This is a genomic window from Corynebacterium glucuronolyticum DSM 44120 (assembly GCF_030440595.1).
Taxonomy (GTDB): Bacteria; Actinomycetota; Actinomycetes; order Mycobacteriales; family Mycobacteriaceae; genus Corynebacterium; species Corynebacterium glucuronolyticum.
Window position 1 is genome coordinate 2,460,002 of sequence record NZ_CP047452.1, and the last position, 21,095, is coordinate 2,481,096.

The following is a 21,095-nucleotide window of genomic DNA, read 5'->3' on the forward strand; positions in this document are numbered from 1 at the left end:
ACGCTATTGCGTTGTTGGCCTGAAAAGGCTCAGCTTATGCAAGACCGATGAGGGTCTTGATGCCCTTGGCAACCTCAGCGAGGTTGTCGAGGAGGCTGAAGAGCCAGCCGAAGCCGTCCTGGCTGTTGGAGAGGTTGCCCCAGTTGTTCACTGCGGTCTCGTAGCCCTCGTCAACCTTGAACTTATCTGCATCTGCAGCGTAGTAAGCAATGTTTTCCATGAAAAACTCCTAGTTTAAAAGATCCGGTTAGGGGGTTGTCTTACTTCTTGGGCTTGGTCTCAGTCGGAGCCTCGGGCAACGGCTTGAGGAGCTTATCGAAATCGAAGAAGTCCGGGTCATCAATGTGGTTGAAGGCCTGGAAGAACTTCGGCAGGTTGGTGAAGATCTTGGTGATGCCCTCAACGAGATCGATGAAGAAGCTCAGCGCATCCTTGATTGCAGACAGATCCATAATTTCTCCTTGGGTTGGCCAGCCCCAAGGGGCTGGGATTACAAGTTCATAACGTCTCTCGACCGTCGTTGATTTAATTTAGGCGGTAACGGCCCTACCGTCAAGCGTTTATTGCAAACTTTTCCACCAAATTTGCTACGTTTAGTCAGCGTCCACAAAGGCGTAACTTTGCATTCATTTTTGTGACTTTTCACAATACTTCAAGCTAGACGGGTTTTTAGCGGATCGACTACCTGAAAACGCGGTGAGAATTTTCAAAAAATCTGCCGTTTGTGTAACGCATACGGCATCAAAAAGCGATAAGGCGCGTTCAAACCAGAAAATTTTTCGCACACTCCCCCGCGCGGGGGTAACCAGCGGTTTCTACATCGTCGACGCAAACAACAACGGGCACCTCTGACGAGGTGCCCGTGATGTGTTACCGCTTACGCGTCAGCGTGAGGGAGGCTTAGAAGCCGCCCATGCCGCCCATCTCGTCGGCGCCGGGGGCTGCGGGAGCCTTGGGCTCCGGCTTATCGGCGACGACAGCCTCAGTGGTGAGGAAGAGGGCCGCAATGGAGGCTGCGTTCTGCAGAGCAGAGCGGGTGACCTTCACCGGGTCATTGACGCCCGCAGCCATGAGGTCCTCGTACTCGCCGGTGGCGGCGTTGAGGCCCTGGCCTGCGGGGAGGTCTGCAACCTTGGCAGCGACCACGCCGGGCTCGTAGCCAGCGTTGGCAGCGATCTGCTTCAGCGGGGCGGACAGTGCCTCGCGGACGATGGCAACACCGGTGCCCTCGTCACCCTCGAGACCGAGGTTATCCTCGAGCACCTCGGCGGCCTGCAGGAGTGCGACGCCACCGCCGGAGACGATGCCCTCTTCCGCAGCGGCCTTGGCGTTGCGGACGGCATCCTCAATGCGGTGCTTGCGCTCCTTGAGCTCAACCTCGGTAGCTGCGCCGACCTTGAGGACAGCGACGCCCCCGGCGAGCTTAGCCAGGCGCTCCTGGAGCTTCTCGCGGTCGTAGTCGGAATCGGAGTTGTCGATCTCAGCGCGGATCTGCTGCTCGCGGCCCTTGATCTGGTCTGCGGAGCCCGCACCATCGACGATGGTGGTGTCGTCCTTGGTCACAACGACCTTGCGGGCGGAGCCGAGGTGCTCGATGCCGGCGGTCTCGAGGGACAGGCCGACCTCCTCGGAGATGACCTGGCCGCCGGTGAGGATGGCCATATCCTGCAGCTGTGCCTTGCGGCGATCGCCGAAGCCCGGAGCCTTGACAGCGACGGACTTGAAGGTGCCACGGAGCTTATTCACAACGAGAGTGGACAGGGCCTCGCCCTCGACGTCCTCGGCGATAATGAGCAGAGGCTTGCCGGACTGCATGACCTTCTCCAGGAGCGGGAGGAGATCCTTGACGTTGGAGATCTTGGAGCCAACGAGAAGGATGTAGGGATCCTCAAGGACAGCCTCCAGGCGCTCCATGTCGGTGGCGAAGTAGCCGGAGATGTAGCCCTTATCAAAGCGGAGGCCCTCGGTGACCTCGAGCTCAACGCCGAAGGTGTTGGACTCCTCGACGGTGATAACGGAGTCCTTATTCAGCTCTCCGCCGCCCACGGCGTACATCGCCTCGGCGATCTTCTCGCCGATGGCCGGATCAGCAGCAGAAATGCCAGCGGTTGCGGCGATTTCTTCCTTGGTGTCAATCTCCTTGGCGGTGGACAGGAGCTTCTCGGTGACCTTCTTTACTGCAGCCTCGATGCCGCGCTTAATGCTCATCGGATTGGAACCAGCGGCAACGTTGCGCAGACCCTCGCGGACGAGCGCCTGGGCGAGAACGGTTGCGGTGGTCGTGCCGTCACCCGCGACGTCGTCGGTCTTCTTGGCTACCTCTTTAACGAGCTCCGCGCCGATCTTCTCGTACGGATCCTCGAGATCGATGTCGCGGGCAATGGTGACACCGTCGTTGGTAATGGTCGGGGCGCCCCAGGACTTCTCCAGGACGACGTTACGGCCCTTGGGTCCAAGGGTGACCTTGACAGCGTCGGCGAGGGTATTCAGACCCCGCTCAAGACCGCGGCGTGCTTCTTCATCAAAGGCAATCATCTTAGCCATAGTGGAAGTGATACTCCTTATTATTTGTCGTGCTGTGTAGGTGCCCGCGACGGCGATGGACATCAAGCCCACCTACACTTCGTTCATTTAGCACTCTCAAACTGGAAGTGCTAAAAACCATTTTTAGCACTCAACCCCCGAGAGTGCAAGACAGTAGCCGCTCACCTGGGCGAGGGCTACCATGATGGTTATGACATTGAAATTGGACGGAAAGACGGTGCGCGAAGCCGTCGACAAGCAAAAAGACAGTATCTTTAGTACCCTCAGTGAGCTCGTGGCCTTCAATTCCCCGCGTGGCGAGGCCGGCAACCGCGAGGCTGCGCTGTGGGTAAAGGAAGCGTTTGAAAAGTTCGGTATCGAGATGGAGGCCCACGAGACCTCCGACGGCACGCTTGCGCTTGTTGGCACCCGCGCCGGCGAGGCCGACGCACCCGAGGTCCTCCTCTACTCCCACTACGACGTTGTGCCCGCGGGTGATCCGGAGAAGTGGGATTCCGACCCGTTCACCCTCACCAAGCGCGACGGGCGCTGGTACGGCCGTGGCGCCGCAGACTGCAAGGGCAATATTGCCACGCACCTCGCGGTACTTGAGGCCGTCGAAAAGCTGGGAGGAACACGAGCCAACCTGCGCATTGTCATCGAGGGATCTGAGGAGGTCGGCGGCGAAGGCCTCGACTCCCTCATCGAATCCAACCCCGAGCTGTTCAAGGCGGATGTCATCTGCATCGTGGATGCCGGCAACGCCAAGGCGGGCGTGCCCACCATCACATCCAGCCTGCGCGGCGGCGGCCAGATGGACATCACCATCACAACCATGGCCTCCCCCGCCCACTCCGGTGAGTTCGGCGGCCCCGCACCGGATGCCACCTTCGCCCTCATCCGCACCCTTGACTCGCTGCGCGACGAGGACGGCTTCGTCGTCATCGACGGCCTGGACAACACCGTCAGGTGGGAGGGCCAGCAGTACTCGGCGGAGGACTTCGCCAAGGACGCCGGCGTTCTCGAGGGCGTAGATATTATTGCCGGCGATAAGGGCACGCCCTCCGACCAGCTGTGGTCCCGCGTCGCCGTCACCGTCACCGGCTTTAGCTCCACCCCGGTGGAGGAGGCCGTCAACGCGGTGCCCAACATTGCCCGCGCCCGCGTCAACTTCCGCGTGCCGGAGAAGATGGACGCCCACGAGGTGGCCGAAAAGCTCAAGGCACACGTGGAAAACCATGTGCCGTTCAACGCCCAGTGTGAGATCGAGCTGTCCGAGGTCTCCCAACCATTTTCCGCCAAGCTCGACGGCCCTGCCATTCAGCTGCTGGAGGAGGCGCTTTCCGCCGCCTACGACGGTGCCGAGGTAGTCAAGGTGGGCATGGGTGGCTCCATCCCGCTGACCACGAAGCTGCAGGGACTCTACCCCGACTCCGAGATTGCCCTGTACGGCGTGGAGGAGCCCGCCGCCAACATCCACTCCCCCAACGAGTCCGTCGACCCGGAGGAGATTTACGCCATCGCTGTGGCTGAGGCGCTGCTCCTGCTGTCGATCTAACGCGCGCGTACCCGCTGTGTACCCGCGTTCGCGCGTTCTCCCGAACGCGTTATAAACGAGACAATGCCCGGAACCACGTGGTTCCGGGCATTGCGCTTTGGGCGCGCTATGTAAGTGTTGGTTAGGACATTCTGCCGAACGGCCGAACCTTTAGAGGTTGTCCACTGCGTACTGGGCCTCTTCTGCAGTGAACTTCTCGCCGTATTCGCTCACGAGCTGGTCGTAAATCGCAGACGGGGACATAGCCATGGATTCCTCGTAATTGCGGGCAGATTCCAACGCGTTCTTCTTGTAATCGGCCTTCAGGTTGTCGACGGCGTACTGCGCAGCATCGGGCGAGAACTGGTCGCCATATTCACTTGTCAGCTGGTCATAGATCCCCTGCTTGGACATGTGCATCATGTCTGAGTACGACTTGGCGCTGCGGAGCGCGTTCTTGTACTCCTTGGGCACATCGGCCTCTTTTTCCTTTTCCTCGGTGACCGGTGCTTCCGAGGTTTCCTTTGCGGGGGCTGCCTCGGAGCTTGGTGCGTCGAGGGCTTCCTGCGCCTGCGTGCTCGTCACTGTGGAGGTGACGGGGGTGTCGGCCTGATCTTTGTCACTATCACTGTTTCCGCCGCTGCCGGCGATTCCGATGATGACGACGGCGGCGATGAGCCATACCCACCATTTCTTGTACCAAGGCTTCTTCGGTGCTTCCACGGGCTGGGCCGGGTTTTCTGCGTTGGCAGGCCATTGATTGGTCATGTTCACTTTTCCTTTTTCCTACTCGCATCTAGATGAGCGAAGCGTCTCTAGATGAGCGAAGCGTCTCTAGATGAGCGAAGCGTCTCTAGATGAACCGCGTGGTCCCCGGCGGGGTGCCGGGGAAGAGACCCCGCTGCTGTTCATGACACAAAAGTAAAAAGCGGCGGGCACGCGTTCTTACACCTTTTAGAACATGTTCGAACACACGACACGCCCACGCTGGTGCGTGGAGGATGACAAACCCCACTTCGGCGGGGTCAGACCTTTCCCGGTACAATTAAAACGGTTTACCCCACATGTGGGGGATGTATAGCCAACCGATAATGCCCAAACGACAAATGATTGAGCCCACGTGTTAATAACTTTTCTCACACTTCTGATTGCTACCGCGCTCGCGCCGGTACTGGTCAAGGTAGTGGGTCGGGCCGCGTTTGGCATTCTTGCTCTTGTTCCGGCTGCAGGCTTCGCCTGGGTCGTGTCCCTGTTTGTCAACGGGACGTTTGGTTGGGACAAGCCTGGGCTCACCGCCACCATCGAGTGGATGCCCGCAGCGCACCTCAACCTGGAGTTCCGGATGGATGCGCTGGCTGCCATCTTCGCCCTCATTATCTTGGGCATCGGCGCGCTGGTGCTTCTGTATTGCTGGGGGTACTTCGATTCGGCACCGAAGCGCCTGCGGGAATTCGCCGGTGAGATGACGTGCTTCTCGCTGGCGATGTATGGGCTTGTGATTTCGGACAACCTGCTCCAGATGTACGTGTTCTGGGAGATCACCTCGGTGCTGTCGTTTATGCTCGTGGGCTACTACCGCGAGCGCGCGTCGTCACGGCGCGCGGCGGGCCAGGCGCTGATGGTGACCACTCTGGGTGGCCTGGCGATGCTCGTGGGCATCGTGCTCTTGGGCTTCGACACGGGCATGTGGACGCTCTCGGAGCTCACCGGCTCCGGCGTATTGTTCGATTCCCCGGCCGGCCGCGCCGCCGTGGTCCTTGTTTTGGCCGGTGCGCTGAGTAAGTCTGCGATCGCCCCCACCCACTTCTGGCTGCCCGGCGCGATGGCCGCACCCACCCCAGTGTCCGCCTACCTGCATTCCGCGGCGATGGTGAAGGCCGGCATCTACCTTGTTGCCCGCCTGTCGCCGACGTTCCACGAGATCGGCAGCTGGCACCTCGTCACCATCACCCTCGGCGTGTTCACCATGCTGATGGGCGGGTGGATGGCGCTGCGCCAGGTGGATTTGAAGTTGATCCTCGCCTACGGCACGGTGAGCCAGCTCGGCTTCATCATTTCCGTGGTGGCGATCGGCTCGCGGGAGGCGCTCATGGCCGGGTTGGCGCTGACGTTTGCGCACTCGATGTTTAAGGCGACGCTGTTTATGATCGTCGGCGCGATTGACCACACCAGTGGCACGCGCGATGTGCGCAAGATCAGTGGACTGGGCAAGAAGCACCCGTACCTGGCGGTGTTGGCGACGATTGTCGCCGCGTCGATGGCGGGGATCCCGCCGCTGTTCGGGTTCGTGGCCAAGGAGGCAGCGCTCACGGCGGTGATGAACGAGGAGCTGCTCACGGGCATGCCGGGCAAGATCATGCTCGTCGGGCTCGTCGCGGGTTCCGTGCTGACGATGGCGTACTCGCTGCGCTTCCTGTACGGCGCGTTCGCCACCAAGCCCGCCAGCCACCCCTCGGGTGGTGGCACGTCGGAGCCGATCCTCACGATGGATCGGATGGTTCCGCAGCTCATCATCTCGCCGACAGTGCTGACGCTCACCACGATTGTGTTCGGTTTGTTCCCCGGGCTTCTCGACGTCCCCATCCAGGCGGACATGGAGCAAATGTGGGGGCTGGCGGAGGACGCGCCGAACCTGGGGCTGTGGCACGGCCTCACCCCCGCCCTCGCGCTCAGCGCGTTTATCATCCTCGCCGGCGCGATCATGCACTGGCAGCGGGGCGTTGTCGCCCAGCTGCAGTTCGAGCAGCCGGCCCTCGGCAGCGCCGACTACGCCTACGATGCCGTCCTCGACGGCCTGCGCAGGCTGTCGCTGAGGACGACGGCATCCACGCAGCGCGGCTCCCTGCCCCTCAACCAGTCGATTATCTTCCTCACCTTGATGCTGGTGCCACTCGTCGCGCTGCTTGCCGGTGAGCGCACCGACGTGCGCATGGTGCTGTGGGACACGCCGCTGCAAGGGATCATCGCGCTCATCATGATCATCGCCGCCATCGCCGCGACGCGCCTGGATAACCGCCTGTCCGCCCTCATCATGGTGGGCATGACGGGCTACGGCCTGTCCATGATCTTCGCGCTGTACGGCGCCCCGGATCTGGCACTCACGCAGGTGCTCGTGGAGACCATCTCGATGGTTATCTTCATGCTCGTGCTGCGGAAGCTGCCGGTGACCACCGTCGTTCCACCGGACAAGAAGCTTATCCGCCCTAGGGCGTGGCTGTCCGTGGCTCTCGGCGTGGTCATCGTGGTGCTGTCCACCTTCGCCTCCAACGCGCGCTCGGCAACACCGATCAGCGTGTACATTCCGGAGCTAGCCAAGGAGATCGGCCACGGCGCGAACGCCGTCAACGTGCTCCTCGTGGACCTGCGTGGCTGGGATACGCTCGGCGAGATTTCCGTCCTCGTCATCGTGGCTACGGGCGTGGCCAGCATCGTGTTCCGCAACCGCGACTTCACCCGCACCAGCGCCCGCCCGGTGCTCATGGATAACGGCTCGCAGTGGCTATCTTCGCTGCCACACACGGATGTGCAGCGCAGCCGCTCCATCATGATCGACGTGACCACACGCCTGCTGTTCCCCTCGATGATGGTGCTCGCCGCGTACTTCTTCTTCGCCGGGCACAACGCCCCCGGTGGCGGCTTCGCCGGTGGCCTCGTCGCCGCGCTCGCGATCGCGCTGCGCTACCTCGCCGGTGGCCGCGAGGAGTTCGAGCTCGCCTTCCCCATCGATGCCAACCGCGTCCTGGGCACGGGCTTGCTCCTGTCCGCCGGCACCGCGCTGATCCCCATGTTCTTCGGCCGCACGCCGCTGAGCTCCCACTACTGGGAGATTCCCCTCCCGTGGATCGGGGATGTCACCGTCGTCAGCGCGCTCGCCTTCGATGCCGGCGTGTTCCTCATCGTCATCGGCCTCGTATTGCACATCATCGAGTCGCTCGGCTCGCAGCTCGACCGCGACGAGGACATGCGTAAACAGCGTGCCCGCGACAGGCGCCGCCGGATGGAACGCCGGAAGGCGAAGCTGCGCGCCAAGCAGCACGCCGCCGCGCAGCACGCCAAGTACCACGTACCAGGAGAGGAGGAGAACTAAATGGCATCGAACTTATTCCTGCTCATCACCGCGGGTGTGCTCATCTCCGCCGGCGCGTACCTCCTCCTGGAGCGCGCCATGACCAAGATGCTCATGGGCATCATGCTCATGGGTAACGGCGCGAATCTCCTGCTGCTGCTCTCCGGCGGTCGCTCCGGCCAGCCGCCTATCGACGGCCGGGACAGCGAGCTCACCGAGAAGGTCGCCGACCCGCTGGCCCAAGGCATGATTCTGACCGCCATCGTCATCTCCATGGCGATGACCGCCTTCATCCTTGCGCTCGCGTTCCGCCAGTACCGCTACCGCAGCGCCGATTACATTGAGAACGACGCCGAGGATGCAGCCATCGCCATGCGGCCGCCGACGGCCGCAGCCGCCCCCGACCACGATGCCTCCGATGACCCGGAGACCGGGCGGGCGACGAGCGAGGGCGACGCCTTCGGGCCGCAATCCTTCGAGGCCCCCGTAACCAACGAGGACGATGTAGCTGAGGGGGAAGCAGACGACGAAGCGTCGACAAGCAAGAAAAAGAAGGAGGAGGATAAATGACACTTCACGATGTTGAGATGTTCCTCTTCCACCTCCTTCCCTACCTCGTGCCGATGCCGATTCTGCTACCGGCGATCACCGCAGCGCTCGTGCTGTTTTTCACCCGCTTCAAGCGCGTGCAGCGCGGCCTGACGATGCTCTCCTACGTGCTGCTCATCATCTTGTGCTTCACGCTGCTCTACCTCGTTGACCAGTACGGCATCCAAACCGTGCAGGTCGGTGGTTGGGACGCCCCCATCGGCATCACACTTGTTGCCGACCGCCTGTCCACCCTCATGCTGTCCGTCAGCGCGCTCGTGCTGTTCTCCGTCATGTGGTTCGCCATGGGCCAGGCGCAGCGCGACGGCACCGAGGAAGAACCAGTAGCGATCTTCCTACCGGCATACCTGCTGCTATCCATGGGCGTGAACATCGCGTTCCTCGCCGGCGACCTGTTCAACCTGTACGTCGGGTTCGAGGTGTTCCTCGTGGCCAGCTACGTGCTGCTCACCCTCGGCGCGAGCGCCAAGCGCGTCTCCGCCGGCATCTCCTACGTCATGATTTCCATGGTCAGCTCCATGGTGTTCCTGTTTGCCCTCGGCATGATCTACGCCTCCGTCGGCACCGTCAACATGGCGCAGATCGGCGAGCGGATGGATCAGGTCCCCAGCGGCACCCGAGCCGCCATGTTCGCCGTGCTCCTCATCGCCTTCGGCATCAAGGCGGCGGTGTTCCCGCTGTACTCCTGGCTGCCGGACTCCTACCCCACGGCTGCAGCTTTGATTACGGCCGTGTTCGCCGGGCTATTGACCAAGGTCGGCGTGTACTCCATCATCCGCGCCCGCACCGTCATGTTCACCGACGGCTCGCTGGACACGATGCTCATGTGGGCGGCGCTATTCACCATGCTCGTCGGCATCCTCGGCGCCATGGCGCAAAACGACATCAAACGATTGCTGTCGTTCACCCTCGTCAGCCACATCGGCTACATGATCATGGGCATCGCTATCGGCACGCCACAGGGGCTATCGGGCGCGATCTTCTACGTCGTCCACCACATCCTCGTGCAGACAGCATTGTTCCTCGTCGTCGGCCTCATTGAGCGCCAGGCGGGCTCCACCTCGCTGCGCTCACTCGGCTCGCTGGCCAGCGGCTCCACGCTGCTCGCCGCGCTGTACATCGTGCCCGCCCTGAACCTCGGCGGCATCCCGCCGTTTTCCGGGTTCCTGGGCAAGATCATCCTCATCGAGGCCGCCGCCGACTCCGGCACGGGCCTGGACTGGCTGCTCGTCGGCGGTGCGGTGATCACGTCGCTGCTCACGCTGTACACGATGATGAACGTGTGGTCCAAGGCGTTCTGGCGCGACCGCAAGGACGCCCCCGAGGGCTCCAAGGTGGAGATCCGCCCGACGCCGCTGACAGAAGTCACCGTCCACGTGGACCTGAAGGAGCGCACCGACGTGGGACGCATGCCCTTCGGCATGGTCGCCCCCACCGCGCTGCTCGTCGCCGCGTCGCTCGCCGTGACTGTGCTCGCCGGTCCGATTTCCACGATCACCACGCGCTCAGCCGAGGCTGCACAGGATGTTTCTCGTTACCGCACCGCCGTCCTTGGCGACCAGTCCGCGGAGAACTCCGCCGCCGTCAAGCCCGGCCGCACCGTGGAGATGCAGCACTCGGATCCGAACCAGCCGGACGAAAACTCCGTCCTCGAACCATTGGAGGGGGCTCACAAATGACCGCATTCATTCGCCGCATCCGGCCCTTCAGCCTCATCTGGCTCGCCGCCATGTGGTGCCTCCTCTACGGAGAGGTAACCCTCGGCAACGTGCTGGCGGGCCTCGGCATCGGCATCGTCATCCAGCTTGTCTTCCCGCTACCGGCGCTGCCGCTGCAGTCCGTCCACGTCGATCTCGGCGCACTCGCCGGCCTTATGTGGATGTTCGTCACCGGCCTCATCTCCGGCGCGGTCAGCGTCTCGTGGCTGGCGATCCGCCCGCAGGAACCACCGAAGTCCGCTATCCTCACCGCCCCCATGCGCGTGCACACGGACTTCGCCATGGTCACCGGCGTATCGCTGTACAACCTGCAGCCCGGCGGCACCGTCCTCGATATCGACCTCGCCCGCCACGAGTGGACCGTCCACCTGCTCGACGCCTCCACGCCGGAGAAGATCGAGCAGGGCTTTGCCGATATCGCCGACCTTGAGCGCCGCCTCCTCGCCGCGTTTGAGGGTGGCGCCGTCGCCGACAGTACTGCTACCAACGGATCAACCAAGGCGGTGAAAGGACTCGCATGATGTACCACATTTTGCTCCTCATCGCGGCCGTGATGTTCGCCGTCGCTTTCCTCCTTGTTGGCTACCGCATGCTCGTGGGCCCCAACTCCATGGACCGCATGCAGGCGCTCGACACCACCGTCGCCATCCTCCAGTGCGCGCTCGGCGCCTACATCTGCTGGTCGCTCGACACCACCGTGGTCAATGCCATGGTCGTCCTCGCGCTGCTGGGCTTCATCAGCTCCGTCGCCGTCACCCGATTTAGGAAGAGGGATGAGTAATGGATGTTCTCAATGCACTCCCCTGGCGGGGGCTTTTCGACGCCCTGTCGATCACTTTCATCCTCATCGGGGCGTTCCTTTGCCTCTCCGCCTCCCTCGGCCTCGTGCGCTTCCACGACACCATGGCCAGGCTCCACGCGATCACGAAACCCCAGTCCCTGGGCATCGTGTTTACGCTCCTCGGTGTTGCGCTGCGCGTGACCGCCAGCCCCGCCTTCGGCCCAGCGGAGCGCGGTGACCTCGGAATCTGTGCCCTGATCATTATGTTCACCCTGCTCACCGCACCCGCCGTGGGGCAGCGACAGGGGCGCATCACCCGCCGCGAGAAGCTCTACGACCCGGAGCACCTCTCCCGCAACGACCTGAAACAAAAGAACCCCAAGAAGAAGAAGGACCCGTCCAAGGACGATCCCGCCAAACTTGGGGAGCGGAAGAAGGCGCGCGAGGCGGAACAGAAACGGCAGCGCCGCGCCGCCGCCGAGGAGGCCCACAAGGAGATTCAGCTCCGCCACAACGAGAAGGGCGAAGCCGACATCGTCTCCGAAGACTCTTAGAAAAAATCCCCCAGCAGGTTTGCTGGGGGATTTTGCTGCTCTTAGGCGTATTCTTCTTGCGCTTCTTTGAGCCTCTGCTTCGTCTCTGCGATCTGTTCTTCCAAGGTGGCAGCGCGCGCCTGGAGCACCCACAGCGACACCGGGATGAGTCCGGCGGTGGCGTTGATGAGCAGGTTAGATACCGTCGCGCCGGTGAACACCGGGTTGATGAGCAGCGTGGCGTCATCGGGGATGATGTTCGATTTGGCACCGGCCTGGATGGAGCCGACGGTGACGACGGCCGTGTCGCTCGGGGCGATCTCGCGGGCGACGATCGTCTGCAAGCGCATGAAGATATACGAGGCGAGAACCACTGGGTCAATGCCCAGCTGCGGCATGGAACCATGGGAACCCTTGCCAAACACCTTCACGCGGATGGAAGCCGCAGCCGTGAAGATGGAACCCGGCTTTGAGCCGACCGTGCCACCCGGGATGGAGGCCAAAACGTTCTGGCCAAGGTAGACATCCAGGGGCGGAAGGACATCAGCAACATTGTTGTCCACCATGTCGCGGGCACCCTGCGCAGTCTCCTCCGCGTGTTGGAACACGCCCACGTAGGTGCCGCTCCACTTGTCCTTGTGGTCATTGAACAGCTTCAGCGCAGTGAGCACGCTCATGATGTGGAAATCGTGTCCACACGCGTGGCTTACCCTTCGAGGCGTACTCCTTGCCGGAATGCTCCGGCACGGGCAGCGCGTCAATGTCGCCGCACATGGCCACCGTTTTTGATGATAGCCACCACGCCCGTATTTCCTACGCGGTGGTTTTCAATCCCGAACTCGTCAAGACCAGCCAAGATATCCCCTTTCTGGGTAGCATTATTTGTTTTGCAACCTAAATTGTTACTACCTTTTGCAGTACTAAGCATGACGATGTGACCAGATTTCGCAACATTTTTGTTTCTTTAAAATTTGTGCGGTTTCCACTGGTCTTTTGGCAGCGCCCGCCCACGGTTTTCTTCCAACGCACGCTCAACCGAGAGCAACCAATCCCCTGAAGTGAACGATTTCGAGTCGATCCGCACAACGCGAACTGCCTCCGTCGTGAATTTCCTTTCCCGCTTCCGCTCGTCTACAGCTGCTTTTGCTGGCTCTACCCCGAATTGACCTTCCAACTTCCCCCGTCCGTCATACTCCAAAGCTACTGACGATTCCGGATCAAGGAAATCTGCACGGCCGATCCACTCCCCCGCAGCACTGAACACGTCAACCTGCTGGATAAACCCCGTAATCCCCGCCGTATGAAGCCCGACTTTCACCTCAGCTTCTCGCACACTCTCGGACCGCCCATCGATGAGCTGCGCTGCAACCTCGGCCGACTCCACGTTGTCACAGTACCTGCGGTTCTGGATTGCCTCCTGTAAATCTCCAGGATCAAGTTTGAAATCCCGCACCAACTTGTCCCCCAAAGCCACGGCTGAGGGCACGTCGTACCAGCGGGAGATATCGACAACGGTTTCCGCAGCTGATGACACTTTGATGAGGTGGCCGTAAATTTCAACAGTATGCACGTCGACATCGGGAACACTCCGGAACCGGAGGGATGAATGAGAACGATTCGATCTCCCGTGCGCCTCTGGAACGAATTTTATCCATTGATCTAAATACGGAAACAGCAATACAGCGGCAGCAGATTTTCCCACCAGAGTATGGCGCCCGGCGCCGATTGCGACAGACGCAACAAAGGATTTCTCACCAGGCTTCAAACCATAGAACTGCTTCTTTGGGTAGTACACCCCGCTGGACAGCTTTATCAATTCCCCCCCGGCGATTACGTGCCGATAGTTTTTGGCGTTGTGAGTTACTGAGTCCCCGAGTGAAAATGAGACCTTCCCCGATATTCATGTTTGAATTCTGACACAGCGCAGCACCACGTGCCACTTGAAAAGCAGGTACCAAATTTTTAGGTAGCTCTAACGCTCTCAGGAAAAATCGACCAGGGCCGATACACACATGTACGCATTAGAGCTACCTAAATTTTTGGCACCACGCTAAGGACGGGCACACAACCTACAGGTACGAGTCCCGGATCGCATCCATCCAGCCGCCGGCCTTGTACAAAGCCCGCTGTCGCTCATAGGCGCCCTGCTCAATGACGGTAAGAACCTGGCGGAGATCCTCCTCGCAGCCGAACTCGCGGGCCAGCGGCGTGAGGCGCTCCACCCACAAGGCGAGCTCGTCGCGAACCCACGCCTCGTTGGTGTCCCGGTCGATGATGATCTCGGCGTCGAGGCCGTAGCGGGCGGCGCGCCACTTGTTCTCGGAGACGTGCCAGGGCTGGAGGATGGGCAGGGGGCCGTCGTCAAGCATCCGGTCGAAGTAGACGACCATCATGTGCGTGAAGGCGACGATGGCGCGGAGCTCTGTGAAATTGGTGGGCGAATCGGCGATGCGCACCTCGATGGTGCCCCACTTGCCGGAGGGACGGATGTCGAAGTGCATGTAGCCAATGTGGCTGACGACACCGGAGCGCTGCTGGTCGATCTGGAAATTCGACCACTCCTCCCAGCTTTGGAACTGGTAGGGCATGCCGGCGGTGGGCAGCTGCTGGTACAGCATGGTGCGCGTGGAGGCGTAGCCGGTATCCATCCCGTCCCACCCGGGAGAGGAGCAGGCAAGCGTGAGTAGCTGCGGGTAGTGCGCCATGAGAGCGTTGATGATCGGCCACACGCGGTCCTCGTGCCGGATGCCCACGTGCACGTGGAGGCCCCAGATGAGCATTTGCATGCCCCAGAATTGGGTGCGCTCAATGATCTCCGAATAGTGGGATTTGTGGGACAGTTCCTGGTCCTGCCAGTGGGCGGTGGGGTGGGTTCCGGAGGCCCACAGTTTCTTGCCATGCTTTTCGACGATCGGTCGCACGTGCTCAAGCTTTTCTTGAAGGTCACGCACCGCGCCGGGGGAACTCGTGTGGACACCGGTGACGAGTTCCAGCGTGTTGGTGAGCAGTTCGGGGACGACCCCGTCAATGCCGAAGCATTCCTCCGGGGAGCGGACGAGATCGCCGCTTTCGGGGTCGACACAAGCTACCTCCCATTCCACGCCGAGGGTGTGATGGGGGGAGCGGTTAAATTCTTCCATGAGCCTCTTACTGGAGATCTTGCGTCACCACGACGACCAGCCCGGGGTAGTGCTCCACTGCGGGGATCTTGGGGCCGTAGTTAATGCCTAGTTGGTTGGCCACGCGCTTAGCGGCCGCTTCTTCACCGGGGCTGTAGTACACCATGGACTGTGGGGTCTCCACATCCGGCAGGTTTCCTACTGTGCCTGTGGGATTACCGGTAGAGGTGAGCCGGTTTGCCACATCGGCGGCGAGCCCTTGAACTGTGGAGTTGTTGAGGACGTTGACCAGGGGGTGGGTGTCCGGTGCATCGGCAGGCCGGGCAGGGGCGGGAGCTCCGGAAGCCGGTTCCGGTTGCTGCGATTCCGCTGGGCGTGCCTCGTGTTCATCCTTGGGAGCTTCGGACGAGGGACGATTGCCATCGGACGGCTCGGTGAGCGTCGATGGTTCATGGGTTGCGGTTGTCACCGTCGCTGCTGTTGTTTCGCCAGCAGGAGACTCCTCTGCGGCGGTCTTTCCCGGCGCGGCCTGGGCCGTGGTTGTCTGCGTTCCGGTGGCTGCCGTGTCTTCCTTATCGCCGCCGAGGAAGAAGATGGCCCAGAGGAGGATGAGGATGGCTACGGCGATGGCGATCATCCCGATACCGCGGAGGGGAACGCCCGTCGCTGCGGCTGCCGTGCGCGGACTGTCGGCCGCGTGCACGCCGCGAGATGGGCGATCGTCGTACACCTGGGTTTCATCGTCGTATTGCTCCATGGGTTAGATTTTACGCAACCGTTCTAGCTGGGCAAGCATGACGGGATACTTTTCTCTCGCCCAGGCGGTATCGATGAGCTTGTTGAGGCGTTGATAATAGGCGATCGGGGTGATGCCGTGGTCGCGGATGAGGTCGTTCTTTTTCCCGCTTGGCGTGGGATGTTCCTTCTCAAACGCGAGAAGGGCTTCGTCGTCCATCGTGTCTTCCTTCCTTCATCCCTGGTAACGTAATCGTACTGTGATTATGCCTATTGTTATCTGTGGGGATCCGGTTCTCCACACGCCCACGCAGCCAGTGGAAACTCCCCTCTCCCCCAAGCTTATCGACGACATGTTTGAGACCATGTACGCCGCCAACGGTGTCGGCCTGGCCGCCAACCAGGTGGGGCTGAGCCAGTCCTTCTTCGTCTTCGACTGCGAAGGTGTCAAGGGCGTCGTGGTCAACCCCGTGCTGGAAACGAGCGAGGTCCCCGAGACCATGCCCGACGAGGAGGAGGACCTGGAGGGCTGCCTCAGCCTCCCCGGCGAATTCTTCCCCACCGGCCGCGCCTCGTGGGCGAAGGTCACGGGCACGGATGAAAACGGCAACCCCGTGGAGTTCGAGGGCGAAGACTTCCTCGCCCGCTGCTTCCAACACGAGTGTGGACACCTCAAGGGGCAGGTGTACACCGACGTCACGATTGGACGGTATCGTCGAGAAGCCAAAAGAGCCATCCGAGACAACGGCTGGAAGATCCCGGGGCAGACGTGGATGCCCGAGCCGGGCAGCGAGGACGAGTAAACGCTAGGCTGGTCACCATGAGGATAGCCACGTGGAATGTGAACTCGGCGCGGGCGCGCTTCGGCCGCATCACCGAGCTGCTCGCGCGCCACGATATTGATGTTCTCGCCCTCCAGGAAACCAAGATAAAAGAGTTTCCGCCGGTGAAAGGCTACGAGGTGGCACACGTGGGGTACAACCAGTGGAACGGTGTTGCAATCCTCTCCCGTGTAGGGCTCAAGGATGTCCAGACTTCCTTCACCGGTCAGCCCGATTACGAAGGCAAGAAGGAGGGGCGCGCTATTTCCGCAGTGTGCGGCGGGAAACGCATCTGGAACCTCTACGTTCCCAACGGGCGTGCCGTCGATCACCCGCACTATGATTACAAGCTGCGGTTTTTGTATAACTTCGCCCGCTACGCGGCGCCCGGCGCGGATCTGGCGATGGGTGATTTCAACGTCATCCCCGGAGCCGAGGATGTCTACGATGAATCCCCGTTTGAAACCCACGTCACCGAACCTGAGCGCGCCGCCTTCGAGTACCTCACCGATGTTCTTCCCGTGGTTTCGCCCACGGGGTATACCTACTGGGATTACCAAGCTAGGCGTTTTGACCGTGACCAGGGTATGCGGATTGATTTTCATCTTTCCACCACCCCTGCCACCAGCGGTTTTGTGGACCGCGCCGAGCGGGCAGCAAAAAGTTCCGATCACGCGCCCGTTATCTGCGAGTACGAATAGGAACCAAAACAAGCAGGTAAACATCCCGTAACTTCTCATTTTCATCGCATTACCGCACCTCAAGGAGGAATTTTCTACTGTGTCCAACTGGGAAATTGGCGTCCTTGTGCTCGAGTACGCGATCAAGGTGCTTGCGGTGGGACTCGTCCCAGATGGCCGGAAGCCGGGTTCTGCTAACGCGTGGCTGCTTCTCATTTTGTTCCTGCCGGCGGTGGGGCTCCCCCTCTACCTGCTCATGGGCAGTAATTATGTGGATCGCCGCCGCCACAGGATGCAAAAGCGCGCCAACGAGGCCATCAACGAGGTGTTTAGAGGGTGGCATAACCCTCAGGTCAATCCGGAGCTGGATTCCGTGATGCGACAAAACCGAACGTTGACACATATCCCGGCGCTGCGGTCCTCGGTGGTGGGCTTCTACCACGAGTATGCGGAATCTATCGCGGCGATGGTCGCTGCGGTGGATGCAGCCAAGGAATACGTGTACGTGGAAATTTACACCGTAGCCTGGGATGACACCACCAATCCGTTTTTTCAGGCCCTGGCCAGAGCCACCTCACGCGGGGTGACGGTCAAGCTCCTTTTTGATCACATCGGCACCTTCAAGTACCCCAAGTACCTGCGGTTGGGCAGGCGGCTTTCAGCCATCGGCGTGGAATGGCGCCCGATGCTGCCTCTGCAGCCCTTTAAGTGGCGGTTTAGGAGACCTGACCTCCGCAATCACCGCAAACTCGTTGTGGTGGATAACCGGGTGGCATTCATGGGGTCACAAAACATGATTGAGAGGAGCTACCGCACCGCCCTGAAGAGGCACTCGGATCGCGCCTGGGTGGATGCGATGGTGAAACTCAAGGGGCCAATCGTCTCCACAATGACGATGATCTTTGCCGCCGATTGGTACTCCGAGGCCGACGAGATCGTGCGCTACACCGAGCACTCGGAGCCCGCCGGCGAGGATGTCATGCAGCTGGTGCCCTCGGGCCCGGGCTACACGGCGGATCCCAACCTGCGGTTATTTAACGAGGTCATCCACAACGCGAGGAGGCGCGCGGTGCTGTGTTCCCCGTATTTTATCCCCGATTCCTCGCTTCTTGATGCCATCACCTCGGCCGCCTATAGGGGCGTGAAGGTGCAGCTTCTTGTCAATGAAAAGGCGGACCAGTTCATGGTTCACCACGCGCAGTGCTCGTACTACCAAAACCTGCTGGATGCGGGTGTAGAGATTTACCTCTACCCCATGCCGTACGTCCTCCACACCAAGTTTGTGCTGGTGGATCCGGTGGAAGACGAACCTGATTTTGACCCCGCAGATACGTCTCGCACCAACGTATTTGTGTTTGGTTCATCCAACATGGACATGCGCTCATTTGGCCTGAACTACGAGGTCTCCCTCATGGGAGTGGGCAAGCTATCGCGCGAGCTATACCAGCTCACCGGCCAGTACCTCTCCGCGTCTCGGCGGCTCACGCAATCAGAATGGTCTCAGAGGAGTTTCCCGCGCCGGTGGCTGGACAACGCCCTGCGCCTTACTTCCGCCTTGCAGTAGCGGACCCGTACAGTAGTAGTTATGCCTTCCTCATCCGCGCCCATTGGCACGGTTCAACGCCGCAGCACCGGTCAGGACGTATTATTCACTCCGCTAGGTGCTGGCGTTCGCTGGGCGATAATCCTTGTGGCGACCCTCGCGCTCATCGGCGCGATCTCGCTCATGTCCATGGGGCTTGCCCCGGTGGCCGAGCACATCCTCGTCCAGGGCACGCTGGGAACCGGCATCATCGCCGCTGCGATCACGCAATCCTCCTCGTTTGTTACGCTCATGGGGTCAGGCGCGGTGGTCTTGGGGGCAAACCTCGGCACCTGCTTCACCGCGGGTGTGGTTGCGGTGGTGTTCCGGCATTCCTTCCTCCGCGCATCCACGGCGTTCTTCCTCCATTTCTGGGTGAACGCCGTCGGTGTGTTGTTGTTTATCCCCTTCATCACCGAGCTTCCTACCTCTGACCTCCACCCCATCCCCCCTATTCACTGGGTGTGGTCGATTGTGGGGCTCGTACTGCTCTACGTGGCCATCCGCACCATCACGGTGCAGCTCCGCGTCCTCATGTCCGCCGGTCAGACCGGCCACGTTGGATTTTGGGTGGGCTTTTTCTTGGCCTCGATCCTGCAATCCTCCACGGCCATCACCGCTGCAGCTGTTCCTATGGCTGCAGTGCGGGCCGTTTCCGCACGGCGCCTGCTGCGCCTGATTTCCGGCACCAACCTCGGTACCTGTACTACCGCGTGGCTGTTTGTCGCCCGCACCGGAAACAGCGAGGGCGCCACCCTGCACCTCGTATTCAACCTGGTCATGGTGGCCCTGGTTGCGCTGTTCCCGGACGTGTTCCTGGCGCTAGCCCGCACGTGCGCTCGCCACTCCACCCCGCTGAGGCTGGTCATATTCCTCGCGGTGATGTTCTTCGCTCTTCCGCTCGCCTCCATGTTCCTGGTGTAGCTTGTCGACGCCTCGGTGTACGGCCCCGCTTTTTCTTTTCCCCGGACACCCTGCCGAGAGAAGTGGTGGGGATTATCCTTGGTCCGCTCCTACCGGCTAACGTAGTAGAGCTGCTTATTTACAAACTCGTCCATGCCCAGCGGGCCCAGCTCACGGCCGTACCCGGAGCGCTTCACGCCGCCGAAGGGGAGCTCTGCGCCCTCGCCAGCGGGAGTGTTGACGTTGGCCATGCCCACCTCGAGGCGGGAGGCGATCTTCTTGGCCCGCTCCACATTAGTGGAGAACACGGCGCCTCCAAGGCCAAAGTCGGAGGAATTGGCAAGCTCCAACGCCTCCTCATCGCTTGCTACCTTGTACACCGCGGCCACGGGGCCAAACAGCTCCTCGGAATAGGCTTTGGTCCCCGGCGCGATGTCGGTGAGAACGGCGGGAGAAATGTAGGCCCCCGTGTCACTCAGCTCGCCGCCAGCGCGCAACGTGGCTCCCTCTTTCACGGCCGTTTGGATTTGCTCGTACAGGTGCTCGGCCGCCTCGCGGGACGACAGCGCCGAGTAGACATCGTCGGCCGAGGCCTCCTTCGGCGTTCCCGGCTTCATGGCTTTGGCGAGCTCCACCAGCCTATCCACAAACTCGTCGTAGATGTCCTCCATAACGATTATCCGCTTATTGGAGTTGCAGGCCTGGCCGGTGTTGTACATGCGGGTGGCCCAGGCGGTATCGGCTGCTTTCTTGACATCGTCGCTATCGAGGATAATGTACGGGTCCGAGCCGCCGAGCTCGAGCACGGCCTTTTTCAGGTTCCTGCCCGCTTGTTCGGCGACGATGGCGCCTGCCCTCTCGGAGCCGGTGAGCGAAACACCCTGCACGCGGGGGTCGGCAATGATCCGGGCGACCTGGTCGTGATCAGCAAACAGGTTGGTGTACACACCCTTCGGCACACCGGCCTCGTCCATGATCTGCTGCACGGCCAGCGCCGAGCGCGGGCAAAGGTTGGCGTCCTTGAGCAGAATCGTGTTCCCCAGCACGAGGTTGGGGCCCGCAAAACGGGCAATCTGGTAGTACGGGAAGTTCCACGGCATGATGCCAAGAAGGACGCCGATCGGACGGCGACGGATTATGGCGGTGCCGTCAGAATCGGTAGGAATCTCCTGGTCGGCTGCGAACTCGGCACCGTGGTCGGCGTAGTAGCCGATGATGGCGCCGGCGAACTCGGCCTCCTCCACGGCCTCCGAATACGGCTTGCCCATCTCCTGGCCGGCGATAACTGCGAGTTCGTCCTTCTTAGCGTCGAAAAGCTGAGCAACCTTGGACGCGACCTCGGCCCGCTCGGTGATGGGGCGAGACCCCCACTCAGCGTAGGCGGCGTGGGCGGCGTCGATGGCGGCGGTGACCTCCGCATCGGTCGCGGTGTCAAACGTCTCCAGGACCTCGCCGGTGGTGGGGTCTTGAACCTTGAATGTAGACATG

21 protein-coding genes are annotated in these 21,095 nt (G+C 61.3%); 11 read left to right on the plus strand and 10 right to left on the minus strand.

Annotation, left to right across the window (positions count from 1 at the left end; all coding sequences use genetic code 11):
- Positions 1 to 34: 34 nt before the first annotated feature.
- The 3 genes from CGLUCO_RS11225 to groL form a co-directional block, all read right to left on the minus strand.
- On the minus strand, positions 35 to 220 hold the full coding sequence (locus tag CGLUCO_RS11225; protein WP_005388614.1) for a hypothetical protein: 186 nt from the start codon (positions 218 to 220) through the stop codon (positions 35 to 37).
- A gap of 40 nt (positions 221 to 260) precedes the next feature.
- A complete protein-coding gene (locus CGLUCO_RS11230; protein WP_005388613.1) occupies positions 261 to 452 on the minus strand; it encodes a hypothetical protein in 192 nt (63 codons plus the stop codon).
- A 448-nt stretch (positions 453 to 900) separates the two neighbouring features.
- Positions 901 to 2,544 carry a chaperonin GroEL gene (groL, locus tag CGLUCO_RS11235; RefSeq protein WP_034988764.1) on the minus strand — a complete coding sequence of 548 codons (1,644 nt, stop codon included), beginning with the start codon at positions 2,542 to 2,544 and terminating at the stop codon, positions 901 to 903.
- A 181-nt stretch (positions 2,545 to 2,725) separates the two neighbouring features.
- Between groL and CGLUCO_RS11240 the strand changes: the two genes are divergently transcribed.
- Positions 2,726 to 4,081, plus strand: coding sequence for a M20/M25/M40 family metallo-hydrolase (locus CGLUCO_RS11240; protein ID WP_005388609.1), 1,356 nt, complete (start codon positions 2,726 to 2,728; stop codon positions 4,079 to 4,081).
- A gap of 150 nt (positions 4,082 to 4,231) precedes the next feature.
- On the opposite strand, the gene CGLUCO_RS11245 is transcribed toward CGLUCO_RS11240, so the two are convergent.
- Positions 4,232 to 4,828 carry an Ltp family lipoprotein gene (locus CGLUCO_RS11245; RefSeq protein ID WP_005393593.1) on the minus strand — a complete coding sequence of 199 codons (597 nt, stop codon included), beginning with the start codon at positions 4,826 to 4,828 and terminating at the stop codon, positions 4,232 to 4,234.
- 352 nt (positions 4,829 to 5,180) lie between these two features.
- Here CGLUCO_RS11245 and CGLUCO_RS11250 point away from each other — a divergent pair, with 352 nt between their 5' ends.
- Genes CGLUCO_RS11250 through CGLUCO_RS11275 form a run of 6 tightly spaced genes read left to right on the plus strand, consistent with a single transcriptional unit; the run spans position 5,181 to position 11,788 of the window.
- On the plus strand, positions 5,181 to 8,147 hold the full coding sequence (locus CGLUCO_RS11250) for a Na+/H+ antiporter subunit A (RefSeq protein ID WP_084036498.1): 2,967 nt from the start codon (positions 5,181 to 5,183) through the stop codon (positions 8,145 to 8,147).
- Entirely contained in the window at positions 8,148 to 8,696 is a 549-nt protein-coding gene (locus tag CGLUCO_RS11255) for a Na(+)/H(+) antiporter subunit C (RefSeq protein ID WP_005388600.1), read from the plus strand.
- On the plus strand, positions 8,693 to 10,414 hold the full coding sequence (locus CGLUCO_RS11260; RefSeq protein WP_005393587.1) for a Na+/H+ antiporter subunit D: 1,722 nt from the start codon (positions 8,693 to 8,695) through the stop codon (positions 10,412 to 10,414). Before CGLUCO_RS11255 ends, CGLUCO_RS11260 begins: the two co-directional genes overlap by 4 nt.
- The gene (locus tag CGLUCO_RS11265) at positions 10,411 to 10,974 is read left to right on the plus strand and encodes a Na+/H+ antiporter subunit E (RefSeq protein ID WP_005393585.1); all 564 of its coding nucleotides are present in this window, start codon (positions 10,411 to 10,413) and stop codon (positions 10,972 to 10,974) included. Before CGLUCO_RS11260 ends, CGLUCO_RS11265 begins: the two co-directional genes overlap by 4 nt.
- Entirely contained in the window at positions 10,971 to 11,234 is a 264-nt protein-coding gene (locus tag CGLUCO_RS11270) for a monovalent cation/H+ antiporter complex subunit F (protein WP_005388595.1), read from the plus strand. The genes CGLUCO_RS11265 and CGLUCO_RS11270 overlap by 4 nt, the downstream gene beginning before the upstream one ends.
- The gene (locus CGLUCO_RS11275) at positions 11,234 to 11,788 is read left to right on the plus strand and encodes a monovalent cation/H(+) antiporter subunit G (protein WP_084036497.1); all 555 of its coding nucleotides are present in this window, start codon (positions 11,234 to 11,236) and stop codon (positions 11,786 to 11,788) included. The genes CGLUCO_RS11270 and CGLUCO_RS11275 overlap by 1 nt, the downstream gene beginning before the upstream one ends.
- A gap of 41 nt (positions 11,789 to 11,829) precedes the next feature.
- On the opposite strand, the gene CGLUCO_RS11280 is transcribed toward CGLUCO_RS11275, so the two are convergent.
- The 5 genes from CGLUCO_RS11280 to CGLUCO_RS11300 form a co-directional block, all read right to left on the minus strand.
- Positions 11,830 to 12,444, minus strand: a complete 615-nt coding sequence (locus CGLUCO_RS11280; protein ID WP_084036496.1) for a M20/M25/M40 family metallo-hydrolase — start codon at positions 12,442 to 12,444, stop codon at positions 11,830 to 11,832.
- 287 nt (positions 12,445 to 12,731) lie between these two features.
- On the minus strand, positions 12,732 to 13,337 hold the full coding sequence (locus CGLUCO_RS11285) for a hypothetical protein (RefSeq protein ID WP_232621971.1): 606 nt from the start codon (positions 13,335 to 13,337) through the stop codon (positions 12,732 to 12,734).
- A 499-nt stretch (positions 13,338 to 13,836) separates the two neighbouring features.
- Entirely contained in the window at positions 13,837 to 14,907 is a 1,071-nt protein-coding gene (locus CGLUCO_RS11290) for a glutamate--cysteine ligase (protein WP_084036495.1), read from the minus strand.
- A gap of 7 nt (positions 14,908 to 14,914) precedes the next feature.
- Positions 14,915 to 15,643 carry a LytR C-terminal domain-containing protein gene (locus CGLUCO_RS11295; protein ID WP_084036494.1) on the minus strand — a complete coding sequence of 243 codons (729 nt, stop codon included), beginning with the start codon at positions 15,641 to 15,643 and terminating at the stop codon, positions 14,915 to 14,917.
- A 3-nt stretch (positions 15,644 to 15,646) separates the two neighbouring features.
- Positions 15,647 to 15,841 (minus strand): DUF3263 domain-containing protein, encoded by a 195-nt coding sequence (locus CGLUCO_RS11300; RefSeq protein ID WP_005388585.1) that lies wholly within the window; start codon positions 15,839 to 15,841, stop codon positions 15,647 to 15,649.
- A gap of 46 nt (positions 15,842 to 15,887) precedes the next feature.
- On the opposite strand from CGLUCO_RS11300, the gene CGLUCO_RS11305 reads away from it, so the two are divergent.
- From CGLUCO_RS11305 to CGLUCO_RS11320, 4 genes are all read left to right on the plus strand, one after another.
- Positions 15,888 to 16,424, plus strand: a complete 537-nt coding sequence (locus tag CGLUCO_RS11305) for a peptide deformylase (protein WP_034988756.1) — start codon at positions 15,888 to 15,890, stop codon at positions 16,422 to 16,424.
- Positions 16,425 to 16,441: 17 nt separating this feature from the next.
- On the plus strand, positions 16,442 to 17,143 hold the full coding sequence (locus tag CGLUCO_RS11310; RefSeq protein ID WP_070741510.1) for an exodeoxyribonuclease III: 702 nt from the start codon (positions 16,442 to 16,444) through the stop codon (positions 17,141 to 17,143).
- 79 nt (positions 17,144 to 17,222) lie between these two features.
- Complete coding sequence (locus CGLUCO_RS11315) at positions 17,223 to 18,686, plus strand: phospholipase D-like domain-containing protein (protein ID WP_005388578.1); 1,464 nt, start codon at positions 17,223 to 17,225, stop codon at positions 18,684 to 18,686.
- Between the two features lie 21 nt (positions 18,687 to 18,707).
- A complete protein-coding gene (locus tag CGLUCO_RS11320) occupies positions 18,708 to 19,628 on the plus strand; it encodes a Na/Pi cotransporter family protein (protein WP_005388577.1) in 921 nt (306 codons plus the stop codon).
- A gap of 89 nt (positions 19,629 to 19,717) precedes the next feature.
- Here the strand turns inward: CGLUCO_RS11320 and CGLUCO_RS11325 are convergent, their stop codons facing one another.
- The gene (locus tag CGLUCO_RS11325; protein ID WP_084036493.1) at positions 19,718 to 21,094 is read right to left on the minus strand and encodes an NAD-dependent succinate-semialdehyde dehydrogenase; all 1,377 of its coding nucleotides are present in this window, start codon (positions 21,092 to 21,094) and stop codon (positions 19,718 to 19,720) included.
- Position 21,095: the final 1 nt, after the last annotated feature.